11 protein-coding genes are annotated in these 12,732 nt (G+C 61.0%); 10 read left to right on the forward strand and 1 reads right to left on the reverse strand.

The window, feature by feature from the left end:
* Nucleotides 1-24 precede the first annotated feature (24 nt).
* From serS to KJS28_RS11060, 9 genes are all read left to right on the forward strand, one after another.
* Nucleotides 25-1,329, forward strand: coding sequence for a serine--tRNA ligase (gene serS, locus KJS28_RS11020; RefSeq protein WP_021858287.1), 1,305 nt, complete (start codon nt 25-27; stop codon nt 1,327-1,329).
* A 25-nt stretch (nt 1,330-1,354) separates the two neighbouring features.
* Nucleotides 1,355-1,783, forward strand: a complete 429-nt coding sequence (gene mscL / locus KJS28_RS11025; RefSeq protein WP_213540991.1) for a large-conductance mechanosensitive channel protein MscL — start codon at nt 1,355-1,357, stop codon at nt 1,781-1,783.
* On the forward strand, nt 1,780-2,490 hold the full coding sequence (gene rsmG / locus KJS28_RS11030; RefSeq protein ID WP_213540992.1) for a 16S rRNA (guanine(527)-N(7))-methyltransferase RsmG: 711 nt from the start codon (nt 1,780-1,782) through the stop codon (nt 2,488-2,490). Before mscL ends, rsmG begins: the two co-directional genes overlap by 4 nt.
* Nucleotides 2,491-2,585: 95 nt before the next feature.
* Nucleotides 2,586-3,323 (forward strand): septum site-determining protein MinD, encoded by a 738-nt coding sequence (minD, locus tag KJS28_RS11035; protein ID WP_213540993.1) that lies wholly within the window; start codon nt 2,586-2,588, stop codon nt 3,321-3,323.
* A gap of 26 nt (nt 3,324-3,349) precedes the next feature.
* Entirely contained in the window at nt 3,350-3,766 is a 417-nt protein-coding gene (locus KJS28_RS11040; protein WP_213540994.1) for a methylglyoxal synthase, read from the forward strand.
* Nucleotides 3,767-4,107: 341 nt separating this feature from the next.
* Nucleotides 4,108-5,463, forward strand: coding sequence for a histidine--tRNA ligase (hisS, locus tag KJS28_RS11045; RefSeq protein WP_213540995.1), 1,356 nt, complete (start codon nt 4,108-4,110; stop codon nt 5,461-5,463).
* A 75-nt stretch (nt 5,464-5,538) separates the two neighbouring features.
* The gene (gene aspS, locus KJS28_RS11050; RefSeq protein WP_213540996.1) at nt 5,539-7,311 is read left to right on the forward strand and encodes an aspartate--tRNA ligase; all 1,773 of its coding nucleotides are present in this window, start codon (nt 5,539-5,541) and stop codon (nt 7,309-7,311) included.
* Between the two features lie 424 nt (nt 7,312-7,735).
* The gene (locus tag KJS28_RS11055; protein ID WP_213540997.1) at nt 7,736-9,166 is read left to right on the forward strand and encodes a glycine--tRNA ligase; all 1,431 of its coding nucleotides are present in this window, start codon (nt 7,736-7,738) and stop codon (nt 9,164-9,166) included.
* A gap of 350 nt (nt 9,167-9,516) precedes the next feature.
* Nucleotides 9,517-10,137 (forward strand): flavodoxin family protein, encoded by a 621-nt coding sequence (locus tag KJS28_RS11060; RefSeq protein ID WP_213540998.1) that lies wholly within the window; start codon nt 9,517-9,519, stop codon nt 10,135-10,137.
* A gap of 62 nt (nt 10,138-10,199) precedes the next feature.
* On the opposite strand, the gene KJS28_RS11065 is transcribed toward KJS28_RS11060, so the two are convergent.
* Complete coding sequence (locus KJS28_RS11065; protein WP_213540999.1) at nt 10,200-11,597, reverse strand: MATE family efflux transporter; 1,398 nt, start codon at nt 11,595-11,597, stop codon at nt 10,200-10,202.
* A gap of 239 nt (nt 11,598-11,836) precedes the next feature.
* On the opposite strand from KJS28_RS11065, the gene nadE reads away from it, so the two are divergent.
* Nucleotides 11,837-12,613 carry an NAD(+) synthase gene (nadE, locus tag KJS28_RS11070; RefSeq protein ID WP_213541000.1) on the forward strand — a complete coding sequence of 259 codons (777 nt, stop codon included), beginning with the start codon at nt 11,837-11,839 and terminating at the stop codon, nt 12,611-12,613.
* The last annotated feature ends 119 nt before the right edge of the window (nt 12,614-12,732 follow it).

Consider the following 12,732-nt stretch of genomic DNA (forward strand, 5'->3'; position numbering starts at 1 on the left):
TGAAACACAGAAAGAGGTCAGACTATGCTTGATATCAAATTTATCCGGGAGAACCCAGATGCCGTAAAGGAGAACATCCGCAAGAAGTTCCAGAATGCCAAGCTGCCGCTGGTGGACGAGGTCATTGCGTTGGATGCCGAGAAGCGAGCCGCCGAGAACGAGGGCAATGATCTGCGGGCCCAGCGCAACAAGCTCTCCAAGCAGGTGGGGATGCTGATGGGACAGGCGAAGAAGGATCCCTCCAAGCTGGAGGAGGCCGAGGCGGTGAAGGCGCAAGTGAAGGCCGACGCCGACCGTCTGGCTCAGCTGGAGGAGATGGAGGAGAAGCTGAGCCAGCAGATCCACCACATCCTGCTGGTGATCCCTCAGATGATCGACCCTTCCGTGCCGATCGGCAAGGACGACAGCTGCAACGTGGAGGTAGAGCGCTTCGGCGAGGCTACGGTGCCTGCCTTCGACATCCCCTACCACACGGACATCATGGAGCGATTCGACGGCATCGATCTGGACGCTGCGGGCCGGGTGTCCGGCAACGGCTTTTACTATCTCATGGGCGACATCGCCCGGCTCCACGAGGCCGTGCTGGCCTATGGCCGGGACTTCATGATCAACAAGGGCTTCACCTACTGCATCCCCCCCTTCATGATCCACGGTAGCGTGGTGGAGGGCGTCATGAGCCAGACGGACATGGACGCCATGATGTATAAGATCGAGGGTGAGGACCTGTACCTCATCGGTACCAGTGAGCACTCCATGATCGGCAAGTTCATCGACCAGATCGTCCCGGTGGAGAGCCTGCCCCAGACCCTGACCTCCTACTCCCCCTGCTTCCGCAAGGAGAAGGGCGCCCACGGCATCGAGGAGCGGGGCATCTACCGCATCCACCAGTTTGAAAAGCAGGAGATGATCGTGGTCTGCAAGCCGGAGGACTCCAAGGCGTGGTACGAGAAGCTGTGGCGTTACAGCGTGGAGCTGTTCCGCTCTCTGGATATCCCCGTGCGGCAGCTGGAGTGCTGCTCCGGCGATCTGGCGGACCTGAAGTGCAAGTCCTGCGACATCGAGGCCTGGTCTCCCCGGCAGCAGAAGTACTTCGAGGTGTGCTCCTGCTCCAATCTGGGGGATGCACAGGCCCGCCGCCTGAAGATCCGCTACAAGGACGAGAACGGCCGGATGCAGCTGTGCCACACCCTGAATAACACCTGCGTGGCCCCTCCCCGGATGCTCATCGCCTTTCTGGAAAACAACCTCCAGCCCGACGGCACCGTGCTGATCCCCAAGGTGCTCCAGCCCTACATGGGCGGCTGCGAGAAGCTGGTTCCCAAACGCTGATTATGTAAACTCTCGGAGGATATCCATGAAGAAATTTCTGAGCGAGTTCAAGGAGTTCGCCCTGCGGGGCAACGTGCTGGACATGGCCATCGGCGTAGTCATCGGCGGCGCCTTCGGTAAGATCACCACCTCTCTGGTCAACGACGTCATCATGCCTCTGGTGGGGATGCTCATCGGCGGCATCGATCTGGGCCAGCTGGATATCGTACTGAAGCCCGCCGTTATGAACGGCGATAAAGTGGTTACAGAGGCCGTGACGCTGGGCATCGGCACCTTCCTCACCACCATCATCGACTTCATTCTGGTGGCGCTGGTGATCTTTCTTATGATCAAGGCCATCAACCGCTTCCACAAGAAGAAGGAAGAGGCCCCCGGCCCGGAGGAGCCCAAGGGTCCCACCAGCGAGGAGCTGCTGACGGAGATCCGTGACCTGCTGAAGGAGAAGAACCAGTGACCCCGGAGCAGCTGCTGCGGGAGGGGCTGGCGGCCTACGGGCTGCCGGCGGATGCAGCGGCCATCGAGGGACTGGAGGAGTTCTCCCGGCGGCTGCTGGAGAGGAATCAGGTGATGAACCTGACGGCCATCACCGATCCCTGCGACGTGGCGGCGCTGCACCTGCTGGATTGTGCGTACCTACTGACTGCTGCGGACTTCCAGGGGAAGTCCGTGGTGGATGTGGGGACCGGCGCCGGCTTTCCGGGGATGCCCCTGCGGATCCTGGAGCCGAACTTCGACCTGACGCTGCTGGACAGTCTGGGCAAGCGGGTGGATTTCCTCCGGGAGACCGCCGACGCCATGGGACTGCGGCGGGTGCGCTGCGTCCACGCACGGGCGGAGGAGTTCGCCCGGAAGCACCGGGAGCAGTTCGACATCGCCACGTCACGGGCGGTGGCCCAGCTGAATGTACTGTGCGAGCTGACGCTGCCGCTAGTGAAGGTGGGCGGCGTGTTTCTGGCCATGAAATCCGTGGAGAGCGACCCGGAGCTGCAAGAGGCCCGCAGCGCCATTGCCCAGCTGGGCGGCGCTGTGGAGGACGTGACGGACTACACCATTCCGGGAACGGAGGTGACCCACCGGGTCGTCCGCATCCGGAAGGAGCGTCCCACGCCGGCGGGCTTCCCCCGTGCCTTCGCCCGCATCAAGAAAGCACCCCTGCGATAAAGCCGGGACATAAATGTCCAGAAGTCTTGGATTTGAGAAAATTTTTCTGAAAATTTTCATTTTTTCCTTTTCAAATGACGCAAGGAGGTATAAAATTGGGTAAAATCATAGCAGTCGTCTCCGGCAAGGGCGGCACAGGCAAGACCTCCTTTACAGCCAATGTGGGGCTGGCGCTGGCGGCGCTGGGGTGCAGCACCCTGTGTCTGGACTGCGACATCACCCTGCGGAATCTGGATCTGGCACTGGGGCTCAGCGACCGGGCTCTGATGGACTTCACCGACGTCATCGCCGGGCGATGTACGCTGGAGGATGCCGTGGTGCAGCACCCCAAGTATCCCAAGCTGCACCTGCTGACAGCCCCCCTGTCGGCCCGGCCCATGCCCATTGCACCGGAGCAGATGAAAGCGCTGCTGGACCGCATCCGGCAGACCTACGACTACTGCCTGATCGACGCCCCGGCGGGGCTGGGGATGGGTTTCCATCTGGCCAGCGACTACGCCGACCGGGCGGTGGTGGTCACCAACACCGACGCCTCCTCCCTGCGGGACGCCCAGCGCACCGTCATGGAGCTGGATCGTCTGGGACGGGGCAACCTTCATCTGGTGGTGGGCCGGGTGGAGAAGAAGCTGCTGCGAAGCCTTCACACCACCATCGACGACGCCATGGACGCAGCGGGTCTGCCGCTGCTGGGCGTGGTACCGGAGGACCGGAACGTCCCCTATGCCCTAAACACCGGCATCCCCTTGCGGGAGTGCAGCAACTACGCCGCAAGGGCTTACGAGAATATTGCACGGCGCATCATGGGGCAGCGTATCCCCCTGATGCGTATCTGAATCCATAGAAGAGAGGAGCGAATAACATGAATATCGCCTTGATCGCCCATGATAACAAAAAGGAGCTGATGGCTCAGTTCTGCACCGCCTACTGCGGGATTCTGGCCCAGCATACCCTGTGCGCCACCGCCACCACCGGCCAGATCATCTCCGACGCCACGGGGCTGACCATCCACCGGTTCCTGTCCTTCTCCCACGGCGGCGGCCAGCAGATCGCTGCCCGCATCGCCTACAACGAGATCGATCTGGTGCTGTGCTTCGACGATCCCCGCAACAAGGCCCCCAACGAGGACATCGCCAACATCTATCGCCTGTGCGACCAGAACAACATCCCCTATGCCAGCAATCTGGCCTCTGCGGAGATGCTGGTGCTGGGTCTGGCCCGTGGCGATCTGGACTGGCGCAACATCGTCAATCCCAAAACCAAGCCCTTTACCGCTTGACATTTCCCTGCATATCCCCTACAATAGACTGCGTTCAAACCGCTATGACGGAGCATGAGTAGCCTGTCCCTGCCGGTGAAGAGAGGTGCGCCACGGCTGCAAGCGCACTGCGGCACACAGCGTGAAGGACGGCTTCACCAGCGGAGATGGAGACATCTGCGGCCGACTCCCCGCAACAGGAGTCTGAAAGGGCCTTACGGCCGAAATTGGGTGGCACCACGAAGCAATGCGCTCTCGTCCCAATCACGGGACGGGAGCGTTTTTTCGCATCTCCCCTCCCCTGCCGTCGGTGCGGCACGCTTTTCACAAATTCCCACATTTTTCCACAAAGGAGCATGACTATGGCAAAGATCACCCCCCGGACGCTGTCCGGCTTTATGGAGCTGCTGCCCGCCCCGCAGCAGCAGCTGGAGCGGATGATGGACATCCTCCGCAAGACCTACGCTCTCTACGGCTTCACGCCGCTGGATACCCCCGTCATCGAGGCCAGCGAGGTGCTGCTGGCCAAGGGCGGCGGCGAGACGGAGAAGCAAATTTACCGCTTCCAGAAGGGCGACGCCGATCTGGCCCTGCGGTTTGACCTGACGGTGCCGCTGGCCAAGTATGTGGCCCTCCACGGCGGCGACCTGTCCTTCCCCTTCCGCCGGTATCAGATCGGTAAGGTGTACCGGGGGGAGCGGGCCCAGCGGGGCCGGTTCCGGGAGTTCTATCAGGCGGACATCGACATCATCGGAGACGGCAAGCTGGATATCGCCAATGAGGCGGAGATCCCTTCCATCATCTACCAGACCTTCACCCGGCTGGGGCTGAAGCGGTTCCAGATCCGGGTCAACAACCGGAAGATCCTCAACGGCTTTTATGCCATGCTGGGGCTGACAGAGCAGTCCGGCGACATCATGCGCACCGTGGACAAGTTGGATAAGATCGGCCCCGACAAGGTCCGGGGGCTTCTCACCGGGGAGCTGGGTCTCACCGAGGAGGCCGCCGGGGATATCCTGCGTTTCATCGCCATCACCGGCTCCAATCAGGAGGTGCTGACGGCGCTGGAGGGCTATCGGGGCCGCAATGAGGTGTTCGACGCCGGCCTTACCGAGCTGGAGACGGTGGTGAAGTATCTGGCGGCCTTCGGCGTACCGGAGGAGAACTTCGCCGTGGACCTGACCATCGCCCGTGGGCTTGACTACTACACCGGCACGGTGTACGAAACCACCCTGTTGGATCATCCGGAGATCGGCTCCGTCTGCTCCGGTGGACGGTACGACAATCTGGCGGAGTACTACACCGACCGGCAGCTGCCCGGCGTGGGCATCTCCATCGGCCTGACGAGACTGTTCTACGTGCTGGGCGAGCAAGGGATGCTGAATCCCCAGCTGCCCACGGCCCCGGCGGACGTGCTGATCCTGCCCATGACGGCGGAGCTGACCCCCGCCATCCAGCTGTCCACCCGGCTGCGGGCAGCCGGAGTGCGGACCCAGCTCTACACCGAGCAGAAGAAGTTCAAGGCCAAGATGAACTATGCCGACAAGATCGGCGTCCCCTATGTGGTGTTTCTGGGAGACGACGAGGTCAGCGCCGGGGTGGTGGCCTGCAAGGATATGGTTTCCGGCGAGCAGACCACACTGCCCTTCGACGAGACCCTCCAGCGCATCCGGGAGGGGCTGGCCCTCCGGGAGCAGGGCAGCGTTATCGTGGAATAAGGACAAAAACCGATAACAGGAAGCAATATTCCATAGAAATATTACGATACATTATCAGAAACAGGAGTGAAAGCTATGATGCAGATGCGTACCCATACCTGCGGGGAGCTGCGGCTGGCCGATGCCGGGAAGTCCGTGAAGATCGTAGGTTGGATGGAAAATGTCCGGGAGGTGGGCAGCAACTTCGCCTTTGTGGTGCTGCGAGATTTCTACGGCACCACGCAGGTGGTCATCGAGTCCGAGGAGATGATGGCCATCATCCGGGACCTGAACAAGGAGTCCACCATCAGCGTGGAGGGCGTCGTCCGGGAGCGGGCCAGCAAAAACCCCAAGCTGCCCACCGGCGACATTGAGGTGGTCCCCAGCAAGATCGAGGTGCTGGGCCGCTGCCGCTACAACAGCCTGCCCTTTGAGATCAACCGCAGCCGGGAGGCCGACGAGACCCAGCGCCTGAAGTACCGGTATCTGGACCTGCGGAACCCCGCCGTGAAAAATAACATCGTCCTGCGCTGCCAGGTGGTGGCCGCTCTGCGGGCCGCCATGACGGAGCACGGCTTCCTGGAGATCACCACTCCCATCCTGACGGCCTCCTCCCCGGAGGGCGCACGGGACTATCTGGTGCCTGCCCGGAAGCATCCCGGCAAGTTCTATGCCCTGCCACAGGCTCCCCAGCAGTTCAAGCAGCTGCTGATGACCTCCGGCTTCGACCGGTACTTCCAGATCGCCCCCTGCTTCCGGGACGAGGACGCCCGTGGCGACCGTTCCCCCGGCGAGTTCTACCAGCTGGATATGGAGATGGCCTTCGCCACACAGGAGGACGTATTCGCCGTGCTGGAGGACGTGCTGCCCCCTATCTTCGCCAAGTTCGGCACCTATGACGTCGCCTCTGCCGCCCCCTTCCGCCGCATCCCCTATAACACGGCGCTGGAAACCTACGGCTCCGACAAGCCGGATCTGCGCATCGACCTGACCTGCAAGAACGTCACCCACCTCTTTGAAAACAGCGAGTTTGAGCCTCTGCGGGGCCAGACCGTGAAGATGGTAGATATCTCCGACTGCGCTCTGACCCGCAAGCAGGTAGAAAAGCTCCTGTCCGACTGCGAGGTGCAGTCCGGCAGCAAGGCCTACTGGTTCAAGGTGGATGAGAAGGGCGAGCTGGCCGGCGGTATCGCCAAGTTCGTCACTGGCCTGCGGTCCCAGCTGGAGCAGGTTCTGACGTTGGCACCCAATACGCTGGTGGTGGTGGCGGCCGGCGCAGCAGCCACCAAGTCCGCCGGTGTACTCATCAAGACCTTCGGCGCCGCCTGCGCCGGTCACATGGATCAGGAGCGCTACGAGTTCTGCTGGATCGTGGACTTCCCCATGTACGAGATCGGCGACGAAAGCGGTGAGCTGGAGTTCTGCCACAACCCCTTCTCCATGCCCAGCGGCGGGCTGGAGGTGCTGCTGAAGGCCGAGCGGGGCGAGATCGATCCCCTGACCATCACTGCCGACCAGTACGATCTGGTGTGCAACGGCGTGGAGCTCAGCAGCGGCGCCGTCCGGAACCACGACCCGGAGATCATGGTGAAAGCCTTCGAGCTGGTGCGGCTGGGCGAGGAGGACGTGAAGAAGAAGTTCCCCGCCATGTACAACGCCTTCTGCTACGGCGCACCTCCCCATGCCGGTATCGCTCCGGGCGTGGATCGCATGGTGATGCTGCTGGCGGGCGAGAGCTCCATCCGGGAGATCATCCCCTTCCCCATGAACAAGAACGCTCAGGACGTCATGATGGGCGCTCCCTCCACCGTGGAGCAAAAGCAGCTGGATGAGCTGCATATCCAGATCACGGCGCAGGAGGAGGAATAAGTTCATCAAAAAGGATGGCTGCCAGCGGCAGCCATCCTTTTTGATGGGACGTACTTCCGTCAAACAGGCTTTTCCTTGGGCGGGTAGCTTTCTTCTGTGCCTCCGTCGGCATCCTTTTTGCCAACAGCAGCAAAAAGGATGCTGCCGGAGGCACCCCCAACACACCAAGCACCGGGGAAATTCCCCCTTGACGGACGGGGGAAAACATGATACCCTTGAAGCGTTACAGGCGATGATGGGCGTGGCGGCCCGGAGCTGCGGGAGGAAATGCCCGCCGGAAGCCCCGTTAGCGGCACGAGAGTGTGGAGCAATCCAAATTCAGGTGGAACCACGGACTTTTTAGTTCGCCCTGAGCTGCGTCGGCAGTTCAGGGCGTTTTTTATTTTAACTGCGCTGAAAAATCATCATACAAAGGAGAATCGTCATGAAAAACACGGAAAAAACCATGGACAAGATCGTGGCCCTGTGCAAAAATCGGGGCTTCGTCTTTGCCGGCTCCGAAATTTACGGAGGTCTGGCCAACACCTGGGACTACGGCCCTCTGGGTGTGGAGCTGAAGAACAACGTCAAAAAGGCGTGGTGGAAGAAGTTCGTTCAGGAGAATCCCTACAACGTGGGGCAGGACGCCGCCATCCTCATGAACCCCCAGACCTGGGTGGCCAGCGGCCATCTGTCCGGCTTCTCCGATCCTCTGATGGACTGCCGGGAGTGCAAGGAGAGGTTCCGGGCGGACAAGCTCATTGAGGATTGGTGCGGCGAGAACAGCGTGGAGCTGCCCAAGCCCATCGATGCCTTCACCCAGCAGGAGATGAAGGACTTCATCGAGGAGCACAACATCCCCTGCCCCAGCTGTGGCAAGCACAATTTCACCGACATCCGGCAGTTCAACCTGATGTTCAAAACCTTCCAAGGCGTCACCGAGGACGCCAAGAACACGGTGTATCTGCGGCCTGAGACGGCGCAGGGCATCTTCACCAACTTCGTCAACACCCAGCGCACCACACGGCGCAAGCTGCCCTTCGGCGTGTGCCAGATCGGTAAGTCCTTCCGCAACGAGATCACCCCCGGCAACTTCATCTTCCGTGTCCGGGAGTTTGAGCAGATGGAGCTGGAGTTCTTCTGCAAGCCCGGCACCGATCTGGAGTGGTTCCAGTACTGGCGCACCTTCTGCCACAACTGGCTGCTGGGCATCGGTCTGAAGGACGAGAACCTGCGGCTGCGGGATCATGACCCGGAGGAGCTGTGCTTCTACTCCAAGGCCACCACGGACTTCGAGTTCCTGTTCCCCTTCGGCTGGGGCGAGCTGTGGGGCGTGGCGGACCGCACCGACTATGACCTGACCCAGCACCAGAACGTCTCCGGCAAGGATCTGACCTACTTCGACCCGGAGACCAACCAGCGCTACATCCCCTATGTGGTGGAGCCTTCTCTGGGCGTGGAGCGCAGTGTGCTGGCAGTGCTGTGCGACGCCTACGACGAGGAGGTCGTGGGACAGGATAAAAACGGCAAGGACGACGTGCGTGTGGTGCTGCGGCTGCACCCGGCGCTGGCCCCCTATAAGGCAGCCATCCTGCCTCTGAGCAAGAAACTCAGCGAGCCGGCCATGGAGATCTACAACGAGCTGTGCAAGGACTTCATGCTGGACTTCGACGAGACCGGCTCCATCGGCAAGCGCTATCGCCGGGAGGATGAGATCGGCACGCCCTTCTGCATCACCGTGGACTTCGATACCGTGGGCGACGGGGAGAATCCCGGCGACCAGTGCGTCACCGTCCGGGAGCGGGACAGCATGGAGCAGGTGCGTGTTCCCATCAGCCAGCTGAAAGCCTATCTGACGGAGAAGCTGGCCTATTAATCGCTCAAGCATCAGCCGTCCCGAACCTTCGGGGCGGCTGATGCTGCATCCTGATCGATCTTGCGGACGTGCCGGTGGATTTTTTACCACCGGTAAGGTGCGTTCTTTCAATGGCAGTTTTTTGTTTTCCCGCCGGAGGCATACTTTTTGTCAACAGCAGCGCTTTGCATAAGGAACGTGTCTCCGACGGGTAACTTTCTGCCAATAGCGGCAGAAAGTCACCCGTCGGAGACATGAGAGGATTGTCCCCATTAGGAAAAATATGCCGCCGGAGACAAAAGAGAAAGCTACCCGCCGGGGGTATAAAAGAGAAAACCACACATCACACATTTTCAAGGAGGTATCATCCCATGAAGGTTCTAATGCTCAACGGCAGCTGCAACCCCAAGGGCTGCACCTACACCGCCCTGACGGAGGTGGGCAAGACCCTGACCTCTGCGGGCATCGACTACGAGATCGTGCAGCTGGACGGCGGCCCCGTCCGGGACTGCATCGGCTGCAACCAGTGCAGCAAGAACGGCTGCGTATTCACCGATGACGGCGTCAACGACTTCATCGCCAAGTCCCGGCAGGCCGACGGCTTCGTATTCGGCACACCGGTCTATTACGCTCATCCCAGCGGACGGGTGCTGTCCTTCCTGGATCGGGTATTCTACGCCGGAGGCGGCGCCTTTGCCGGAAAGCCCGGCGCTGCGGTGGCCTCCGCCCGGCGGGCAGGCACCACCGCCAGTCTGGACGCTCTGGGCAAGTACTTCGGCATCTCCAACATGGTAACGGTGGGCTCCACCTACTGGAACATGGTCCACGGCCACTGTCCCGATGATGTGATGCTGGACGGCGAGGGACTCCAGACCATGCGGAATCTGGGCCGCAGCATGGCGTGGCTGCTGCACTGCATTCAGGCAGGCCGGGAGGCCGGGTACGACTTCCCTGCTCCGGAGCGCGGCCACCAGACGAACTTCATCCGCTGAAGGAGGCGGCAAAAAGGAGCGGCAGGCGCTATGCGCCTGCCGCTCCTTTTCATGGAAGAATTTTACTGCTCCTCCTCCAGCTCCTCCAGCGAGGGAGCGCCGTCCAGCGGCACCTTGGCGATGACGGTACGGTACACCCGCAGGAAGAATAGCATCGTCACGCCCAGCGAGGCGATCTCCGCAATGGGATAGCACCACCACACCAGATCGTCGTTGCCTATGGACTGGCCGTAGCGGGCCAGCACATAGGCGATGGGTACCAGAAACACCAGCTGGCGGATGATGGAGGTGATCATGGAGTACACCGACTTCCCCAGCGCCTGGAAGGAGCTGCCCAGAGCGATACAGGCCCCGGCCGTGCAGAAGCTCAGGGAGATGATCCGCAGGGCCGGAACGGCCACCTGCTTCATGGTCTCCGTGGCGTTAAAGATACTGACCAGCGTCCCCGGAATGGCCCAGAAGATGGCCATACCCAGCACCATGATGCAGGAGGCATAGATGGCGCTGCGCTTGATGGTCTCCATCATGCGGCGGCGATTCTGAGCGCCGTAGTTATAGGCCACGATGGGAACCACACCGTTGTTCAGGCCGAACACCGGCATAAAGACAAAGCTGTTGAGCTTGAAGTAGATGCCGAAGGCGGTAGCCGCCGTCTCCTTGGCGGAGTGGTAAGTGATGAGGATCTTGTTCATGCAGAAGGTCATCACCGAGCCGATGGCCACCATCACCACGGAGGGCAACCCGATGGCATAGATATTGCCCACGATCTTCCAGTCCGGCCGGAAGCCCCGGAACCGAAGGTGCAGATCGTGGTTCTTCCGCAGGTTCATATACAGAGCCAGACCGCAGCCGCAGAACTGGCCGATAACGGTGGCCACAGCGGCACCCGCCACGCCCATTTTGAACACGAAGATGAAGATGGGGTCCAGCACGATGTTGACGATGGCGCCCAGCCCCTGGGTGTACATGGAGAGGATGGAGCGGCCGGTACCCTGCAGCAGGCGCTCGAACATGATCTGGCAGAACATTCCCAGCGAGGCACAGCAGCAGATGCGCAGATAGGTGATGCCGTTATCCACAATGTAGTCGATGTCCGTCTGGGTGCGGAAGAAGGTCCCCCCAAAGCACAGGGCCAGCACGGCGGAGAGTACAAAGCCCACCACCGCCAGGAAAATGCCGTTGATGGCCACCTGATCGGCCCGCTTGCCGTCCCCGGCGCCCAGCGCCCGGCCCAGCAGGGCATTGACGCCCACGGCGGTGCCGGTGGCCAGACCGATCATCAGGTTCTGGGCCGGGAAGGCCAGCGTCACGGCGGTAAGGGCCTGCTCGCTGACCTGCGAGACGAACACGCTGTCCACGATATTATATAGGGCCTGCACCAGCATCGACACGATGATGGGCAGGGACATATTCCAAATGAGCTTGGAGATGGGCATGATACCCAGTTTGTTATCCTTCATAGAATTCCTCCTTGGGGTCGTTTTTTCTGATCTGTTCTATATTCTACCACGTCGTTTGCCAAAAGAAAATGCGGGAAAAGCCGGAAATCCGATCCTTTTCCGCCGGTTTTCTATGGAATACGGAAAATCCCTCCGCAGCCCCTAGCGGGCGGCAGTTGCATTTTGTGGAAAATGGGAGTACAATAAGCCATCAACGGGGACACCTCCCCCATCCATCAACCATTCACAGGAGGGATCACATGAGCGGATTCAACGTACAGCTCCAGCTTGCCGGGGTGCTGGAGTGGATGAGCCAGCAGATGGCCGGCTGCGGCGGCAAGACCGCCGTCATCGGCATCTCCGGCGGCAAGGACAGCTCCACCGTGGCGGCCATGGCGGTGGCGGCCTATGGCCGGAACCACGTCTATGGCGTGCTGATGCCCGACGGCATTCAGCCGGATATCGACTACTCTCAAGCGCTGGTGGAGCATCTGCAGATCCCCCACTGCACCTGCAACATCCACGATGCCGTGGCGGGGGTACTGTCCCAGCTGGAGCAGGCGGGCCTGACCCCCAGCCGCCAGACCGTGGTGAATCTCCCCTCCCGCATCCGTATGGCCACCCTCTATGCCGTGGCCCAGTCCGTGGAGGGAGGCATCGTCCTCAACACCTCCAACCTGTCGGAGGACTGGGTGGGCTACTGCACCATCTATGGCGACAGCGCCGGTGCCTTCTCCCCTCTGGGGATGTACACCACGGAGGAGGTCATTGCTCTGGGCCGGGCGCTGGGCCTGCCGGAGCGGTTCCTCATCAAGCCCCCCTCCGACGGTCTGACGGGCCTCACCGACGAGGACAATCTGGGCTTTTCCTATCACGCCGTCAACGAGTATATCCGCCGGGGCGTCTGCCCGGACGAGGCCGTCCGGGAGAAGATCGACCGGATGCACAGGGCCAGTCGCTTCAAGTTCCAGACCCTGCCGGTGTACCACAACGGCCTGCCCATGGTCATCGAGGACGGCACGGACTACTACAAATAAGCCGCAAAACGGCACTTGACCAACAACAGAGCGTAATTTTTCTTTGAAAAATTACGCTCTGTTGTGTCTTTTCCCCTGTTGGCCGCACTTTCCGACGGCCGGGCAAAAAAAAGGACACC

Origin of the sequence: Vescimonas coprocola, assembly GCF_018408575.1 — a bacterium.
GTDB classification, from domain to species: domain Bacteria; phylum Bacillota; class Clostridia; order Oscillospirales; family Oscillospiraceae; genus Vescimonas; species Vescimonas coprocola.